This is a genomic window from Acinetobacter sp. YH12096, from assembly GCF_013419215.1.
Lineage (GTDB): Bacteria > Pseudomonadota > Gammaproteobacteria > Pseudomonadales > Moraxellaceae > Acinetobacter > Acinetobacter amyesii.
This window is the reverse complement of sequence record NZ_VPAM01000012.1, coordinates 1-17,916: the sequence shown is the minus strand read 5'-3', so window position 1 is coordinate 17,916 and position 17,916 is coordinate 1. Positions and strand designations below refer to the sequence as shown.

16 protein-coding genes are annotated in these 17,916 nt (G+C 41.8%); 7 read left to right on the top strand and 9 right to left on the bottom strand.

Annotation, left to right across the window (positions count from 1 at the left end):
- Positions 1-56: 56 nt before the first annotated feature.
- The 3 genes from FTU36_RS07030 to FTU36_RS07020 form a co-directional block, all read right to left on the bottom strand.
- Positions 57-1,067 carry a triacylglycerol lipase gene (locus tag FTU36_RS07030; protein WP_180117212.1) on the bottom strand — a complete coding sequence of 337 codons (1,011 nt, stop codon included), beginning with the start codon at positions 1,065-1,067 and terminating at the stop codon, positions 57-59.
- A gap of 367 nt (positions 1,068-1,434) precedes the next feature.
- Positions 1,435-2,412 carry a triacylglycerol lipase gene (locus FTU36_RS07025; protein ID WP_180117209.1) on the bottom strand — a complete coding sequence of 326 codons (978 nt, stop codon included), beginning with the start codon at positions 2,410-2,412 and terminating at the stop codon, positions 1,435-1,437.
- 45 nt (positions 2,413-2,457) lie between these two features.
- Entirely contained in the window at positions 2,458-3,486 is a 1,029-nt protein-coding gene (locus FTU36_RS07020; RefSeq protein ID WP_180117207.1) for a lipase secretion chaperone, read from the bottom strand.
- Between the two features lie 153 nt (positions 3,487-3,639).
- Here FTU36_RS07020 and truB point away from each other — a divergent pair, with 153 nt between their 5' ends.
- The 3 genes from truB (at position 3,640) to FTU36_RS07005 (ending at position 5,945) form a co-directional block, all read left to right on the top strand.
- The gene (truB, locus tag FTU36_RS07015; RefSeq protein ID WP_180021670.1) at positions 3,640-4,548 is read left to right on the top strand and encodes a tRNA pseudouridine(55) synthase TruB; all 909 of its coding nucleotides are present in this window, start codon (positions 3,640-3,642) and stop codon (positions 4,546-4,548) included.
- A gap of 26 nt (positions 4,549-4,574) precedes the next feature.
- Positions 4,575-5,348, top strand: a complete 774-nt coding sequence (locus FTU36_RS07010; protein WP_180111790.1) for a TSUP family transporter — start codon at positions 4,575-4,577, stop codon at positions 5,346-5,348.
- A gap of 135 nt (positions 5,349-5,483) precedes the next feature.
- Positions 5,484-5,945, top strand: a complete 462-nt coding sequence (locus tag FTU36_RS07005; RefSeq protein ID WP_180026083.1) for a hemerythrin domain-containing protein — start codon at positions 5,484-5,486, stop codon at positions 5,943-5,945.
- Positions 5,946-6,088: 143 nt separating this feature from the next.
- Here FTU36_RS07005 and FTU36_RS07000 read toward each other — a convergent pair whose 3' ends face one another.
- From FTU36_RS07000 to serA, 3 genes are all read right to left on the bottom strand, one after another.
- Positions 6,089-6,958: a DMT family transporter gene (locus FTU36_RS07000; protein WP_180008737.1), complete on the bottom strand. Its 870-nt coding sequence runs from the start codon at positions 6,956-6,958 to the stop codon at positions 6,089-6,091.
- Between the two features lie 241 nt (positions 6,959-7,199).
- Complete coding sequence (locus tag FTU36_RS06995) at positions 7,200-8,069, bottom strand: EamA family transporter (RefSeq protein WP_180012356.1); 870 nt, start codon at positions 8,067-8,069, stop codon at positions 7,200-7,202.
- 117 nt (positions 8,070-8,186) lie between these two features.
- Complete coding sequence (serA, locus tag FTU36_RS06990) at positions 8,187-9,419, bottom strand: phosphoglycerate dehydrogenase (RefSeq protein WP_078192852.1); 1,233 nt, start codon at positions 9,417-9,419, stop codon at positions 8,187-8,189.
- Positions 9,420-9,789: 370 nt separating this feature from the next.
- On the opposite strand from serA, the gene FTU36_RS06985 reads away from it, so the two are divergent.
- The 4 genes from FTU36_RS06985 to FTU36_RS06970 all read left to right on the top strand — a co-directional run bounded on the left by FTU36_RS06985 (position 9,790) and on the right by FTU36_RS06970 (position 14,468).
- The gene (locus tag FTU36_RS06985; protein WP_180117205.1) at positions 9,790-11,199 is read left to right on the top strand and encodes an FAD-binding oxidoreductase; all 1,410 of its coding nucleotides are present in this window, start codon (positions 9,790-9,792) and stop codon (positions 11,197-11,199) included.
- Between the two features lie 191 nt (positions 11,200-11,390).
- The gene (locus tag FTU36_RS06980; protein ID WP_078192499.1) at positions 11,391-11,762 is read left to right on the top strand and encodes a hypothetical protein; all 372 of its coding nucleotides are present in this window, start codon (positions 11,391-11,393) and stop codon (positions 11,760-11,762) included.
- A gap of 344 nt (positions 11,763-12,106) precedes the next feature.
- The gene (locus FTU36_RS06975; RefSeq protein ID WP_180117274.1) at positions 12,107-12,988 is read left to right on the top strand and encodes a pirin family protein; all 882 of its coding nucleotides are present in this window, start codon (positions 12,107-12,109) and stop codon (positions 12,986-12,988) included.
- A gap of 250 nt (positions 12,989-13,238) precedes the next feature.
- On the top strand, positions 13,239-14,468 hold the full coding sequence (locus tag FTU36_RS06970) for an MFS transporter (protein ID WP_180117203.1): 1,230 nt from the start codon (positions 13,239-13,241) through the stop codon (positions 14,466-14,468).
- Between the two features lie 79 nt (positions 14,469-14,547).
- On the opposite strand, the gene FTU36_RS06965 is transcribed toward FTU36_RS06970, so the two are convergent.
- The 3 genes from FTU36_RS06965 to yccS all read right to left on the bottom strand — a co-directional run bounded on the left by FTU36_RS06965 (position 14,548) and on the right by yccS (position 17,725).
- Positions 14,548-14,847, bottom strand: coding sequence for a DUF3817 domain-containing protein (locus FTU36_RS06965; RefSeq protein WP_078189335.1), 300 nt, complete (start codon positions 14,845-14,847; stop codon positions 14,548-14,550).
- Between the two features lie 142 nt (positions 14,848-14,989).
- A complete protein-coding gene (locus tag FTU36_RS06960; protein ID WP_180003397.1) occupies positions 14,990-15,556 on the bottom strand; it encodes a hypothetical protein in 567 nt (188 codons plus the stop codon).
- Positions 15,557-15,574: 18 nt separating this feature from the next.
- Positions 15,575-17,725, bottom strand: coding sequence for a YccS family putative transporter (gene yccS / locus FTU36_RS06955; RefSeq protein ID WP_373683889.1), 2,151 nt, complete (start codon positions 17,723-17,725; stop codon positions 15,575-15,577).
- Between the last annotated feature and the right edge of the window lie 191 nt (positions 17,726-17,916).

The following is a 17,916-nucleotide window of genomic DNA, read 5'->3' as shown; positions in this document are numbered from 1 at the left end:
AAAGTAAATAAGAGGGCCGAAGCCCCCTTATTGCATTTAAACTTCAACGATAAGAATTAAAGTCCTTGCAGTTTTAAACGGTTTGCATGTTGACGGTACAGCGCCACAGGATCTTGTGCAAATAGCCCTGTTAAGCCAAACATCATATTGGCTAAATCGGTATGGTTAAGTTTGTAGCTATCGTTAATGACTTTACCGATATAAGCACTACAACGTGCAACCATGCCGTCATTGTCTTTATTGCCGTAAGACAATGGTCCGAGTTGCATCAGGATCGTATCGATATCAAGTAGATTTGTGGTTTGCGCAACACCCGTCCATGAATAGTATTGGATGCCTTTGCTGTCGACTTGCTTCAAGTTCTTACTGCAATTTTCTGAAGATGCCAAAACACCGTCAGCTATAGCAGATTTTGCAACTGTACTGTTAAATGCAGCAGAACCTGTTTGTGATAATGATTTCATAGAAGCATCGAAATCAATTTCAAGCTCAGGTTTTGCCTGACCTAAAGCAATCAGTGGGCCGACAATATAATCACCTAAAATATTGAAGGCAGTGCGAGAAAGTGAGTTGCCTTGAATATCATCCGCTACTTTAGAGCCGTGATAGGTACCTGCAACACCTGTAATAGACGCAATGTACTGTGGTTTTGTTTGAGCAACATACAATACAGTTGGACCACCATGAGAGTGACCAATTAAGTTAAGTTTTGGTTTCCCTGTAATAGCCAAAACATCTTCAACTTGTGCAATTAACTGCTCACCACGATGTGCTGTAGTATTTGCAGGAGATAATTGCGCTGCGAATACGGTTGAGCCATTTCGTGCCATATCTGGCAAGATTTGGTACCAATAATCTAGTCCGATGGTGTCGGTACCGATACGTGACCAACCGAGCCAACCATGCACCATTAAAATTGGATATTTGGTTTTTGCGTAGTCCGATTTTGCCGTTTCCTTCACCTGGAGGACGCTAGGCGCAGCTTGAGTGCTTGCCGATATACTCATCGCTAAGCCTGCAACTGCAGCTACAGAGGCCATCTTGGCCGTGTTTACTAAAGATCGCATAAATGTTCCTTGATCTGATGTTGTTTTTATTACTTTTTAATCATGAAAATACTCTCTGTTTTTAAGCAACATCTTTGTGACTGGCCAGGCCATATCTTTGATTTTAGAGAGTTTGAATAGACAAAGATGCCTTGCCATTTTTTCATGCTCGGTTTGAAATTCCATGTCATTTTAGGACATGGGCGGCGTTGAGGTGACAAGTATATTTATATACATTCGTCTTTTATTTTTGCTATTTATTTTAGTTGTTATGATTTAATAACTTATTGAATTAGCTTGTTTAATACTTACAAATAAAAACATTGTAAACAAAAAAGGACGCTTAAAGGCATCCTTTTCAGTGCTGAAAGGGAACCAACTTTTGAGGTTACAGACCCTGTAATTTTAAACGATTGGCATGTTGGCGGTAGAGCGCAACTGGGTCAGGTGAAAATAGGCTGCGTAGACCAAAGACCATATTTACTTCATCTAAGTGGTTGTGATTGTAGTCGTCACGGATTACTTGTCCGATGTGAGTACTACAGCGTCCAACCAAACCGTCATTGTCACGATTTCCATAGACCAAAGGGGCAAGCTGACTAATGACCGTATCTAATACATCTAATACATTCGTGGTTTGCGCTGTACCCGTCCATGAGTAGTAATACACGCCATTGTCGACTTTGGCACCCGATTGATTACAGTTCGCTGCTAGTGCTGCGGTTGGAAATTTTGCATTAAATTCAGCCGAACCTTTTTCACTGATCGCGGTAAGTGATGCATCAACACTGTTAGGTAGACTAGAGTTGCCTTCAGCCCAAGTAATAATCGGTGCTAAGAGTTGATCGCCAAGGACTCCAAAGACTGAGTTAATAGTTTTATTCGCTTGGATTTTATCTGCGACTAGAGAGCCACGATAAGTGCCTGCAACCCCAGTCACCGAAGCCACATATTCAGGTTTGATCGCTGCAATGTAGCGAGTTGTCGGTCCACCATGTGAATGACCAATGAGGTTCACTTTGGGTTGGCCGGTCAGAGCAAGAACTTCTTCGACTTGAGAGAGCAATTGCTCACCACGGACTTCTGTCGACTCTAGCGGTGAAACTTGGGCAGCAAAGGTATTGGCACCGTTGCGGGCTAAATCCGGCAAAATTTGATAAAAATAATCCATGCCAAAGCTGTCAAAGCCAATGCGAGTAAACCCGAACATGCCATGGGTAAATACAATCGGGTATTTGGTCTTAGCATAGCTTGCCGAGCTATTGGCGGTGACATGTTGAAGTCCAGCTGCAGCTTGGGACTGTGAGGTTGCGGCAGCTGCTGAGGCAGCGATGATTGCGCATAAAAGAGCTTGTGATTTTTTCATCATTTCATCCTGAAATTGAAGTTATTTTTAAATTGTTATTTGCACTTATTCTGCGAAAGGTAATTTTCCACCCTGATCATGCACAGATTCAAAGGTACTGACGCGGAGCTGATCTTCCTTCGATTTAAAATGTTGATTACGGAGCTGCTGTACTGCTTGTTGTTTAGCGCTGTCACTCATATTGCTTTTCACAATACTGTCACGCTCTGTGAGATATTGATTCACACTAGATTTCCAAGAGCTGCGCTGGGTGTCTAGATTTTCAAGGCGCTGAGTGGCTTCTGGACCAACTAAATTTAACCGCATTTGATGGATTTCTTCGCTTGAACCACCACGGGCTTTAATGTCCGCTGTGAGTTTGCGTAAATCTTCAAGTTTATTGATTTGTTCCAGATTTTCTTTCCAGTCTTCTGGGAGCTCATCAAACAGAGCTTTTAGTTTTTTGGCTTTTTCTGATTCAGACAGTTTTTTGTCATTCACCACTTCCATACGTTTTAGGGTGTATTCGTGATAAGTATTTTCCTTGCCAAATAAACCTTCAATTTCATAATCAGAAAAGAACTGTTTTCTTAAATTCTGGGTGCTGCTGTAGATCGAGCGATAGTATTGTGGTGATTCTTTGTCGTCGCTTGGTGGCTGTAAATGACCTAACTGTTCACGATATTTCATATAACGATCCCACAAATCATAAATTTGGGACAGCGCCGGTTCTTTATGACCTTGTGCAATATAGGCTTTAAAATCCTTTTTAATTTGATCTATCGACTTTTCACCATACTGAGTAATGAAATATTCAAAGCAATTCCGTGTTTGTTCATTCACGATCAAACGGTTTGAACCATCCATACTGATTTGACAGTTAACTTCCGTGTCTTGTTGACTTGGACTGAGCAGCGAAGAACCGCTTGTTGCTTGAGCCGTAGCGGTTTCGCCCTGAGCTAAAGGCGTATTTTGTTGTTGAATCGATTGATCTGAAGGATCATTTTGTGATGCTTTTGGCGCAAGCCAATATATGAATGCAGCAACTGCGATAACGACCAAGGCAATGATGAGCCAAAGTTTATTTTTTTGCATATCCCAATGCACCTTTATTCCGTTTTTAATTGTTTTAGAGTTCTAAATGCGAACTCAATATGACATAAAAGAATGATAAAAACATAGAAAAGTTGTAAACGCTTAGCATGGATTGATACCATGGCGCAGTTCTCTTTTTGCCCTATTTTAGTCATGAAAAAAGCTTCTCCTAAGATTCAGCGTCGTCCAGTACATGGTGTATTTTTATTAAATAAGCCTTTGGGCATTAGCTCGAATGCTGCATTACAAAAAGTGCGTTGGTTGTATCGAGCACAAAAAGCAGGACATACAGGTGCGCTAGATCCATTAGCCTCAGGTTTATTACCAATTTGCTTAGGTGAAGCAACAAAGTTTTCGCATTTTTTATTGGATTCGACTAAACGTTATAAAACCACCGTCTTTTTAGGACACAGTACCACGACGGGTGATGTGGAAGGTGAAATACTATTAGAGCAAGCTGTTCCAACATTGACTGAAGAAAATATTCAAAATGTCTTGGCGCAATTTGTAGGGGATATTCAACAAATTCCACCGATGTATTCTGCGCTGAAAAAAGAAGGTCGCCCGCTGTACGAGTTGGCGCGTAAAGGCATAGAAATAGAGCGTGAAGCACGTCCAATTTCGATTTATGCCATCGAGTTATTATCATTTAATGAGAATAGTATTACACTCGACATCACCTGTTCCAAAGGCACATATATTCGTGTTTTAGGCGAAGATATTGCCAAAGCATTGGGTACTTTTGGACATTTGACCTATCTACACCGTACGCAAACAGGGCATTTTGACCTCAATCCAACTTACACCATTGAATATTTGGAAAGCTTGACCGAAGCGGAGCGTGAAGCATTATTGCTGCCGGTGTATTCACCCGTCGATCATTTCTGCAAAGTGCAAGCGCCGGAAGGTCGAGCTGAATATTTTAGTCGTGGAATGGAAAGTAATATTGAGCATGCTGCGGAAGCGCAGGTTTTGGTATTTGATGGGGAACGTTGCTTAGGTCTAGCGGAAATTACCGATCGTAAGCGCTTAGTACCAAAACGTGTATTAAATCTTGAATAGTCATCAACAGCCACTGAAGCCAAATTATGGAAATTGAAATTATTTTAAGCCTCTTATTTTTTGCATTTTTTGCCGGTGCAATTGATGCAGCAGTGGGGGGCGGAGGATTAATTCAAATTCCAGCCATTATGAATGCCATGCCGCACTTATCTCCGGCGACGGTGTTTGGCACCAATAAGTTGTCTTCGATCTTTGGTACGGCTTCAGCGTCCTATTCTTTTTTACGCCAAGTCAAACTCCGTTGGAAATTACTTGCGGTCATTGCAAGCTGTGCATTTGTTGCTTCTTTTGTGGGAGCAGCCTGTGTATCAATGATTCCTAAAGAAGTCTTACGTCCTTTTGTTTTGGTCATGTTGATCGTGATTGCGATCTATACCTTTGCCAAAAAACAATTTGGTCAGATGCATGTACGCCAAGAACTGACCCCTAAAATTCTCGGTCTTGCCGCTCTTGGTAGTCTGGTAATTGGTTTTTATGACGGTATCTTTGGGCCTGGCACGGGCAGTTTCTTTATCTTCTTTTTTATTCGTTATCTACAAGCAGACTTTTTGCATGCCTCTGCTTTGTCAAAAGTCGCCAACTTAACCACCAACCTTGCAGCACTGAGTTTTTTTGCGCCCACTGGCCATGTGTTATTTGCGATAGGCTTAATGATGGCTGTAGCAAATATTTTAGGCTCGATCGTTGGTGTACGTGCGGCAATTAAATACGGTAGTGGCTTTATTCGAATTCTATTTTTGATTTTGGTGAGTATTTTGATTGTACGGTTGGGTTATCAAACCTTTACGGGACAAGCTTAAAACAAATCTTAACAGAGCGTTGCTGAATTCTGTCGATGAAATGATTAGTATGAAAATAAGCGACTCGTTTGAGTTGTGGATAATAATTAAATTTCATAATACACAATTAGCTAAGCATCAGAGGTCATCACTACAATGAATATATTTGAAGCTTTACGCCAAAGTCATGAAAAGCAACGTGAACTTGCTGAAAAACTCATTCAAACATCAGGGGATACACCTGAGCGTCGAGATTTATTTGAGCTGCTCAAAAATGAGTTATTTGCTCATGCTGTTGGCGAAGATCGTTATTTTTACATCCCGTTAATGATGACCGATTCGGGGCTGAATATTACCCGTCATGCCTTGGCTGAACATCATGAAATGGACGAACTTTTAGAGCAGTTGACTGAGACTGAATTTAGCAATCCGGGCTGGCTGGCCATTGCCAAAAAACTTTCAGAAACTGTGCATCATCATTTACAGGAAGAGGAACACGGTTTCTTTCAACAAGCCGGTAAAATATTGGATGATAAGCAAAAAGAAGCTTTGGCTAAACAATACTTAGCCGAGTATAAAAAATATAAAAAAGCAGATAAAGACAGCCTGACTGGTTAAGTCCTTTATAGAAGCTAGACTTTTTCGAACCTTGTATTTAAAAGCCTTGTATTTAAAAGCTTAGATGTAGGAGTTCTTAGACAAGGTGTTGAAAAATGGCGGCAATCCCGCCATTTTTATTTAACTATTTTGCCTTTAAAAATTTAGTTGGCTGTTTCCGATTTAGAGGAACGCATCGTCACCCCGACTGAGGCGAGCATAATACACAGCAGTGCGATCCATTGCCACATGCCGATACGTTCTCCCAATAAAACCATACCCGTAATAGCTGCCAAAGCAGGTGAGATACTCGACAATGTGCCATAACTCAGCTTGCTTAGAATCTTTAAGGCTTTGAGGTCTAGGGCATAGGGAATCGCTGTGGCTAAAATGGCAATCAACAGTGCTTTAGGCCAATATTGTGTGTCCATTAAAGCTGCTGCGTTGTTATAGAGGCCGATAGGTAATAAGGTCAATGCCGATAAACTAATGGCAATGGTCAGTGCATGCATGCCAATATTTTGGTGTACCACTTTTTGCCCGAAATAAATATAAAAGGCCCAACAGAGTCCGGCAGCCAATGCACAAGCTGCACCAATCAGTGAGAAATTGCCGCTTTGAGCCTGTCCCCAAGGCACCATCAACGCAATCCCTAAGATCGCCAAAAATACCCAGATATAGTCGCTACGATTTTTTATCGACAGCAGCGCCAAACCTAGCGGCCCAATAAACTCCAGTCCAACGGCAATGCCTTGAGGGAGTTTGCCCAGTGACATATAGAATAAGACATTCATGAGGCACAGGGCTGCGCTATAGCAGAGTAAATCACGCCATTTTAAAAATGAAAGTCGTTTTAAAATGTGCCAAGAGCGAAACATCAAACAAATAATAATCGAGGCAAAACACAGCCTTAAAATGGTCACGCTCAGTGGATCTAGTACCAAAAACAGTTGTTTGGCAAAGGAAGCACTGATCTGATAGGAGATCATGGAGAGCACCATGAAAACGACAGCAAGAAGTTGTGAATTTGGCATGTGGCACACAGTTGTTGGGCGGTGTTAAGCCCTATTTTTGAATCAGTACAGTATAGCGGGTAATGCTGACAATTGAGTGAATTTTAACATTTGATCAAATCATGATGGATTTTGAATTTAAAATTCTATGGCTCGGCTGATGTAAGAGCAGGACTGAGCACGTCATGATTCAATTTGAATTCAAAAAATTGAGTCTGAGATTCATGTAGTTCATCCATTGTCATGGGAACATATTTTGAATTTAAATGGCTTTGGCTTTTTGCGTGGTATAGGTACACCCAATCGAGGCACAGATAATGACAGCAAGGGCTAACCACTGGGTCCAAAGTAATTGTTCATTTAAAAAGACAAAACCAGAGAGTGCTGCAATTGCAGGTTCTAGGCTCATAAGCGTTCCGAAACTGAGCGCCGTTAAATTGCGGAGTGCAATCATTTCTAAGCTAAAGGGGATGGCACTGGCCAAGGTGGCTAAAGCAAGAAAATAGAGGAGACTCATCGGTTCAAAGGCATGCGCAGGAATCCCTACAAATAATGCAATCGGCATAAGCATACACATGCCGACAAACATACCTAAACAAACTGTATGGTTGCCTGAAACGCCAGAAGGTTTCTGACCTGCCACGATATAGAGTGCCCAGCAGGCACCTGCACCAAGGGCGAGGGCAATGCCAACGGGATCAAGTCTTTGTGCAGCTTGGTCAAAAGGAAAAAGTAGGATAAGGCCTAAAATAGCCAGTCCGACCCAAATAAAGTCAAATTTTCGGCGTGCAGCAAATAGTGCGACACTGAGCGGGCCAATAAATTCAAAAGAGACGGCAATGCCGAGCGGGAGACGATCAATCGACAAGTAAAATAATACATTCATCCCTGCTAAGGCACAGCCATAGCTGAGGATCGACGACCATTTCACTTGTTTAAAATTGATCTGCCAAACTTTAAAAATAATCGCCAAAATCAAAGCGCCTAGCATTAAACGCATGGCCGAGACGGTCAGTATGGGAAATTGACCGAAAAGATATTTGGCAAATGAACCGCTGCTTTGCATGCTGATCATGGCAATAAGCAAGATCAGCGGTGCTTGGACAGCCGGTGCAACTTTAAAATTTGGCATAAACTAAATTTGTTTCGATGACTCGAAGAGCGGGAGAGTGGCACTAGCCAGATTTTAAAAGTTTATAACAATAAAAAAACCACAGCCCGAAGGCTGTGGCTTCAGTGTCTAATGCGATTAGAACAATACACGAACTCGGATTGTACCTTCAACTTCGTGAAGTGTATCCAATGCTTCTTTAGAAGCAGTTGCGTCAACGTCCATCACTAAGTAACCGACATCACCTTTAGTCATTAAAGACTGACCAGAGATGTTGATACCGTGTTCAGCAAACAAGTTGTTGATTTTTGAAAGAACGCCCGGCACGTTTTTGTGAATGTGAAGTAAACGGTGTTTACCTTCAGTCAACGGTAACGCGATTTCTGGGAAGTTCACTGCAGATAAAGTCATACCTTTATCAGAGTAAGCAACGAATTTTTCAGCCACTTCTAGACCGATGTTCGCTTGCGCTTCCATGGTTGAACCACCCACGTGAGGAGTCAAAATCACGTTGTCTAAGCCACGAAGTGGAGAAACGAATTCTTCACCGTTTGCTTTAGGTTCTTTCGGGAATACGTCAACCGCAGCACCTGCAATGTGACCAGATTTGATCGCATCAGCTAGGTCTTCAATGATTACACATGTACCACGTGCAGCATTTAGGAAGATTGCGCCTTCTTTCATTTGAGCAAATTGGTCTTTGCCGAAGAAGTTGCGAGTTGATGGAACGTCTGGAACGTGTAGAGATACGACGTCTGCATTGGCAAGAAGTTCACCCATAGAACCGACTTGACGTGCATTACCCATTGGAAGTTTAGTTACGGCATCGTAATAAATTACGTGCATACCTAAACTTTCAGCAAGTACAGAAAGTTGCGAGCCAATCGAACCGTAACCAACAATACCTAAAGTTTTACCACGAGTTTCAAATGAACCGACTGCAGACTTGTTCCAACCACCACGGTGAGTTGAAGCAGATTTTGCAGGAACACCACGAAGTAATAGAATCGCTTCAGCAAGTACTAGTTCAGCAACTGAACGCGTATTTGAGTATGGTGCGTTAAATACTGGAATACCGCGAATCATTGCAGCATTTAAGTTCACTTGGTTTGTACCGATACAGAAACAACCCACAGCAATCAGTTTGTTCGCCGCTTCAAAAACTTCTTCAGTTAATTGAGTACGTGAACGAATACCAATGAAGTGAGCATCTTTAACCGCTTCTTTCAACGCTTCACCCTCAAGCGCAGTTTTACGGTAATCAATGTTGGTGTATCCAGCAGCATTTAGAGTGTCGATTGCGTTTTGGTGAACGCCTTCTAACAACAAGAAACGAATTTTATCTTTAGGTAAAGAAAGATGTTGGCTCATTACGGCTCCGCTACAAAGGCCAAATTTAGTGCGCATATAATAGCATAGGAAGTCGCCTGATATACATTTCCTTTATGACCGACGTCATGGCTATTTTGGCGAATGATGAGTCAATTTTTTTAGATTTGCTCTAATTAACTTGGTCATATTCCTCGTGACATTTTGAAATCACGTTTTTCTTTGGGTTTTGTCAAAAAAAGCCCAGTTATAGCTTATAATGGTGCCGCTCAAAATCATCATGGCCTATTCATGGCCTATTTGATGCACTCAGTTTCAGGCTTTTTCCCTTGAAATATGCGGATGCCGCAATTTTGACTGAATCAGGTCTGGACCTTTAAAACTTGTTTACTTCTTGCAAGGTCTGAAAACGATGAATGCTCCAGTCGCTTTAACCCCAGAGTTATTAACCCAATTGACCGCTATTGTTGGCGAAAGCCGAATTAAAACCGATGCGGATAGTCTCCAAAATTGGGGTCGTGACCATACTAAGCACTTCGATCCAAACCCGTCGGTCGTCGTTTTCCCTTCAAGCACAGAACAAGTTCAACAGATTGTAAAACTTGCCAACCAATTTAATGTAGCGATCACACCAAGTGGCGGTCGTACAGGTTTATCTGCGGGTGCTGTGGCTGCCAACGGTGAAATCGTGGTGAGCATGGACAAGATGAACCAAATCTTGGAATTCTTCCCAGCTGACCGGATGGTACGCGTACAAGCAGGCGTGGTGACTGAACAACTTCAGAACTATGCTGAAGAACAAGGCATGTACTACCCAGTTGATTTTGCATCTTCAGGTTCATCTCAAATTGGCGGTAACATTGGTACCAATGCCGGTGGTATTAAAGTCATCAAATACGGTATGACACGTAACTGGGTGTTGGGCATGACTGTGGTCACAGGTAAAGGTGACGTCCTGCGCTTGAACAAAGGCATGATCAAAAACGCGACTGGTTATGCACTTCAACACTTATTTATTGGTGGTGAAGGTACACTAGGTTTAGTGACTGAAGCTGAAATCAAACTTGAACGTCAACCCCATGACTTACAAGTGTTGGTTCTCGGTGTGCCTGATTTTGATGCGATTATGCCTGTTCTACATGCCTTCCAAAAGAAAATCGACCTGACTGCATTTGAGTTCTTTGGTGAGCTTGCGATGCAAAAAGTATTGGACAATGGTCATGTGCAACGTCCGTTTGAAACACCATGTCCGTTCTATGTATTACTTGAGTTTGAAGCACCATTTGAACCGATCATGGATGCGGCAATGGAAATTTTTGAACATTGCATGGAACAAGGTTGGGTACTGGATGGCGTGATGAGCCAAAGCTTAGACCAAGTACATAGCTTATGGCGTTTACGCGAAGACATTTCAGAGTCAATCGCACCGTTCACACCATACAAAAATGACATCTCAGTTCTGATTACACATATTCCTGCATTTATTAAAGAAATTGATGCAATTGTGGAAGCGAACTACCCAGACTTTGAAATTTGCTGGTTCGGTCATATCGGTGACGGTAACTTGCACTTAAATATTTTGAAACCTGCGGATTTAAGTAAAGATGAATTCTTTGCAAAATGCCAAGTGGTAAACAAATACGTATTTGAAACCGTGAAAAAATATGACGGTTCAATTTCAGCAGAACATGGCGTGGGTATGACCAAAAAGCCTTACCTCGATTACACACGTTCAGCAGAAGAAATCGAATATATGAAAGCATTGAAAAAAGTATTCGATCCAAATGCGATTATGAACCCAGGTAAATTGTTCGATCTTTAATTTTTTAAAGACGATTGAAAACGCATCTTCGGATGCGTTTTTTTTTGGCTATAGCACGCCTTTTTAGCCGCGTATGGATGAGAGACCACACATTGATTTTTGGAATGGGGTACTTCTTTTACATTGCTTAAATAGTGTTTTGGACAAATGTTCGGCATGATAGGTCTGAATAATAAATTTGAGTTGCTTCTATGTATCGTTTAATTGCTGTGTCTGCATTGTGTGTGGGGATGTTGGCGGGTTGTGCGACAACGCAGAAAATTGTGTCTAAAGTCGGTTCTTCTGCTACGCCACTCGATCAGGTATTAAAAGAACGTCCTGATTTACGTAAAGAGCTGTCGACTGTGGAAATTCGTCAGTACTTTAACCGTGTCGAGTCGCCAAATGCGGGGCAGGTGAAAGTGACGGAAACGGGTTTGATGGATGATTCGGTGAAATCAATTCGTACTATTTATAGTTTTAGATTGGTGGATGGTGACTGGCAGCGTGTAAATACGCAAAAGGAATATCAGTGCCAACGTGGTAAAAATACTAAGACTTTCCAGTCGGCGAAGTGTCCTTAAATTATAAAAAGTTAAGGTCTAAATTTCTTATTAAATGTTCAGCATGACGGGGTCATTTCATTTTAAATTCGATGATTGGAGCTCGTATCTACTTTTGTTTCGGCAAAAGTAGCAAAACCATCTTTCATCCGCAAAACTCGTCAAATACCATCTTCAATTGTGTAGGTCGCAGAAACTTTACATATTGAATGTGTCCTGACTCGGACAGTTGCGGATGAGTTTCCGCGTATCTTAATTTTCATCCTAAACATAGAATATTCAATCCTAAAAATATTCTCGTGAGTTCGTATAGTTTTTAATAATATTGAACCGAATTCAAATCATGATCAGATTTCAATTGTATGATGAAAACCCTCGCTTTTATTCACGTCAATGATTCAGGCACACCTGTCGGTGACTTTGCTCCAGTGACTTCAGTTTTTTCCCATTATGAATTGGGCAATACCGTTTCGCCTTTTTTATTGCTCGACCATTTAGGGCCTGGGGTGCTGAAACCAACCAAACTGAAAAAAGGCGTGCTGGAACATCCACATCGAGGGTTTGAAACCGTCACATTAGTGTTTAAAGGCGAACTCGAACATCATGATACGGCAGGTGGCGGTGGCGTCATTGGTGAGGGCGATGTGCAGTGGATGACTGCTGCTTCAGGCATACAACACGAAGAAGTCTTTAGCCAAGCCTTTGCACAGCAGGGCGGAGCATTTGAAATATTGCAATTGTGGGTCAATTTACCTGCTAAAGATAAAATGAATCCTGCGCGCTATCAGAGCTTAGCCAAAGCCAGTATTCCAAAGATCAATTTAGCCCAAGATGCAGGTTATGTACGGGTCATTGCAGGGCAATATTTAACAGCCCAAGGCCCCGCAGAAACACATACACCTATACAAGTATTTGATGTCTTTGTCAGAGCAAATCAAAGCATCACCCTGCCTGCACAAGAAGGGGATACCACACTTGTGTATTTACGTTCGGGCAAGCTGAAATTTACTGAAACAGATGAACAGTTAAATGCACAGCATATGGCAGTCATGTCGAGCCGAGGTGAAAATGTCGAATTGACGGCAGTTGAAGATAGCCACATGTTGTATTTATCGGCGCAGCCTTTAAATGAACCCATCTATGGGCGAGGTTATTTTGTGATGAATCATTTTGCAGAATTCATGCAAGCCTATGAAGACCTAAAACAAGGTCGCTTTATCCAAAAAGCAGACAATGAAAAACCATAAAAGCGGTAGTTTAAAAAGACCAATACAACGCCAGCAAACACTGTTAAAATAGTCGGACTCAAACCGACAGATCGGTTCGTTGAAGTTCATTTTATCTCTATCTAGCGTCTTGTGAATACGACGCACATATGGCGGATAAGCCGCAAATTCATTTTTAAAATTAATATTACAGTGCTCGTCATTGGGCTGAAGTGTCTCTCCCTATTTGTCATTTCAAGCTCGACAGCACATATTTGATATGTAGATAACAATGCAAAACGTACAAACCACAAAATTAAGTCGTGCCACCTTAATGTTTCCCTTGGCACTGGTTTTATTTGAATTTTCTGTCTATATCGGAAACGACTTAGTCCAACCCGCCATGCTTGCGATTACCCAAGAGTTTGGTGTGAGTAGTGCATGGGCACCCTCGTCGATGTCATTTTACTTATTGGGTGGTGCCTGTGTCGCTGCAATCTTAGGACCTTTGTCAGATCGATTAGGCCGTAAAAAAGTCTTGTTGGGTGGTGTGGCATTCTTTAGCTTATGCTGTTTAGCGATATTGCTCACGCATAATATCGAAAGCTTTTTAACTTTGCGTTTTTTACAAGGTTTTGGTTTATCGGTCATTTCAGCTGTGGGCTATGCTGCTGTTCAGGAAACTTTTGAAGAGCGAGATGCCATCAAAGTCATGGCGATCATGGCCAATATTTCACTACTGGCGCCACTGATCGGTCCTGTCCTCGGTGCCTTTATGATTGATCACGTGTCATGGCATTGGGGCTTTATTGGAATCGCATTTCTATCTTTTCTGAGTTGGTTTGGTTTAAAAGCCAAGATGCCGACACAGCACATCAGCATCCCCAAGCAACCGGTGGGCTATATCATTGATGACTTTAAACAGGTGTTAAAAAACAAACGCTTTTTGGCGTTGACACTGGGCCTACCGATGGTGGCAATGCCACTGATGCTGTGGATTGCGCTATCTCCAGTCATATTGGTGGAGAAGCTAGGACTGAGTAGTATGCAATACGGCATGGCACAGTTTCCTGTTTTAGGCGGGCTGATCCTTGGTAATATTGTCCTGATTAAAATCATCGACAAACTGCCTCTAGGTCAGTCTGTGATGATCGGGCTACCATTGATGTTACTCGGGACGAGCCTTGTGGTGATTGGGACGATGACTGAAAGTTATTTTCTGACATTGCTCATCCTCGGCATGAGTTTGGTCAGTTTTGGTGAAGGGATTAGCTTTTCTGTGCTCTATCGTTTTGCCTTAATGTCGTCTGAAATGTCGAAGGGCACAGTGGCTGCGGCAGTGTCTGTGATCATGATGCTGACGTTCTTTGCCGTGATCGAAATCGTGCGCGTGCTATATGAAAACTTTGGCCTTTGGGCCTATAGTTTGGCAGGCTTTACCCTCATTATCTTGTGGTTCAGCCTACCACGCTTGGTGGTGCGAGATATTATACGACAACGTCAATTGTCGGGTGAATTTTAAATTCGAGTTCATGCCATTATAGAAAAAGCCCAATGCTGTGTAGAACAACATTGGGCTTTTTTATTTGTTGTATCCCGTCTTAATTTGATGTTGCAGGTTGTTCTGCATTTTTTAATTTGCGATCGAAAATGAACGGGCCAAAAGGCAAAATCGATGCAATCAGGCCCATTAGAAATACGCTAAGCGACCATTTTTGCTTTTCACAGACCACAAATAGCACCACCAAGAAGGCAATAAACAAGACGCCATGTCCCATACCGACGTATTTGACCAATATTGGATTATCCATCAGGTACTTCATTGGCATAGCAATGAACAACAATAATAAAAAGGAGATGCCTTCGAGTAGGCCTACAAAGCGTAAGGTCTTGATATTCATGCGAAGTCTAAATTCAAAGTGATTTCAGTCTTGAGTGTACCTGAAAGCACAGCAGGAACGAAGCGTTCCTGTTGAAATAATTGATCCGCATATTGAATCTAAGTAAATGTTTTTAAAGTTAATTCTGAGTCATCTGCTCGGATTAATTTTCTAGATCCGCTAAGGCATCCTCAATTGAACCCTGATCAAATTCATAGTTACAGCCGAGTAAAATCATCGGGCTTTTTCCGGTCATTTCAGACAGGCTTAGTTTGTGATTGATGGCATGCAGATCATCCGTTTCAGCTTCCGTGCGTAGGATTTTTTCACCACGGAAAAACGGCATATTGGCAAACATTGGATGCTGCTCAATGCCATACTTTTGGGCAAGTTTTTTCACATCGGCTTGGCGATAGATTGCGAATACTGCATTGGAAGACAGGCCAATTTCTTGGGTCGGCATGCCAAAAAACTCTACAGCCTGCTTATTTTTATAGATATAAATAAACGGTTGATGTGGGTCATCATGGCGTTTCCAACCCAATTGCCCTAGAACCTTTTCATAGTCGAGTAAAGTGTCATGGTAGGTGTCGTAATCGGCCTGACATTCCAGAATACGCTTTAAATCTTGTGCTGTCGGTGCTGCAAAAACAGAAGACGCAGCTAAACATGAGGTCGCCATAATCGTGGTTAATATGAGGCGTTTAAGACCGAAACTAAGCATTTTCATCAAGAGTCCCAAATGATTTTATTTAATTTCCGCCTGAATTAGCTGTGTTCTGAGCTGAATCAGTTCGGCTAATGTTTCTAATAATAAACTGATCTGCTTGAGCACCAGTTGTAGGTGATTAGACCGCATTTCTTCAGTGCTGAGTGTTTGAATTTCGAAAAGTTTTTGCTGAATTTTCTCAGGGTTGAGCGGTTTTTGCTGAATTAAGACGTCGTCTAAGGTGCTTTGACACCATTGCAGTAGTTCAAGGACTTGTTGGTCTTGTACTTGTTCACGGTGGCTCCCCAGTGCCGAAATATAACTGAGCTGACTATGGCTATAGACCAAATAGCGAAAAGCATGTTGAATCAAAATTTGGTCGGGTTCAGGCTCGGTACTTAAACTTGAAATCATGCTCGACAATTCAGTTTGAGCATTATGGGCTGAACGACGGGCACGCCGATAATCAATGCTATTGGTTTTCCCATGGAGATATTGCTCAACTACGGCATCAAAATAATGCAGGGTCGCAGCAGAGCTTTTTTGAATGGTCTTGGAAATATTGCGAAAGTCCCAATCTGGCCAGATCACATTCACCGCAAACCATGCAATAAAACAGCCGAGTAGGGTATCAACGATACGCGGTAAAATGACCGCATAACCTGCGCCTTTCAAATTAAAAATCAGCAAGACCATTAAGGTTGCCATGAGGGTCGCCATGGCATATTTTTTGGCACTCAGATAGAAAAAGCACACGCCAAAAATAATCGTCAGTAGCAATTGACCTTCGACACTCGGCACAAAATACAAAATAGGAATGCCAAGTAAGACCCCTAATATGGTTCCCAATGTCCGCATTTTTAAACGACTTTTGGTCGCAAAATAACGCATCTGACAGACAAATAAACTGGTCAATAATATCCAGTAGCCATTTTTAGCAAAGGGCAATAGCGAAATGGCATAGCCCATCGCAAAGACAAAAGCGATGCGAACGGCATGGCGAAATAAGGCAGATTCGGGACTCAAATGCTGTTTCAGTTTGAGCCATAAATCATGCCACCCATGAATATCGTCATCAAGTAAATTGAGGTTATCAATATGCTGCTGATAGGCCTGTTGCTGTGAATGATCTAAATCCTGAACATGCGAAAAGCGTTCTTGTACACTGTCCAAATTACTCAAGATCAGCTGTAGGTTTTTTACTTCTATATTTTGCGGATTGTTGGTCATCCACTCCTGCAAAGAGGCATGCAAATGTGCCAGTGCTTGCGCAGTAATGGGATCAGGCTGATAGGGCTGCCGATGCAATATACAGTAGGCCAACTGTTGGCAAGCCTGCGCCTGTAATCGAATATTTTTTTGAAAACGGAAAATTAAATCGGTACGGCTAAAATTTTGATGAATTTGTTCATAGTGTAAATAATTCGCATTGGCCTGTTCGTGAATATCTTGTGCCAAGAAATATAAATTCAGCCAGTAGATGGTGTTTTTATTGGCTCTTGAGGCTTTTAAACGGGTGAGTAAAGAAGCTTTGGTGGTGTTTAAACTCGGGATGACATCACTGTTTTTGAGTGATAATTCATACAGTAAATGTTCCACATTGTTGACATTATCTGGGTCAAATAAGCGTGCTTTTGCATTCAGTACTTCGGCGATTTGTAAAAAACAACGCGAGAGATTGTCCTGTACGGGTAGGGTGGGTTTAATAAGGTAAAAAAGAATTGAGGTGAAGCCATACCATAAGGCCCCTAGAACAAAGCAACTGGGTTGAAAATACCAGATGTCATATTCGCCCAAGCCGAACATGGTGTAGATCGATAGTAAAATCGTGCCAAAAGAAATCGTGGCATAGCGTTGCCCCAAAGCTCCTAATAAAATAAATCCTGCACTGGACAGTGAAAGATACAAGATAAACAGCAGCTTATAAGGATAGAGAAAATCTAAAATACTACTGACACTAAAGAAGAGTACGCAGACATAGAGCAAATTACGCAGTCGGATGCTGAGTCGGTCATCAAAGTCGGTGAGCGCGGTAGCAATCGCACCTAAGGTGACGGGCACAATAAAACTATGAAAACCGAGAAAATATAATCCGAGCGTGGTGCCACTCAAAACAATACAAATTTGCAAGCAATACATAATGATTGCACTGGATTGAAACTGTTGAAACCAAGAGAGTCGCGTGTTCACAGAGTTATGAAGTATTCGAATGATTTTGTAAATTAGACTGAGCTTTTTTCTGTGAACTGTCAATTTTTATCAAATGGAGCGTAAAACTCTGTCCTTCAGGTCAGAGATATAAGCGACACGACATGAAGTGTCGTTTGATTTAACTAAGGACTATTTTCCTTGAGTTTTGATTGTTAATATAAGTACATGAA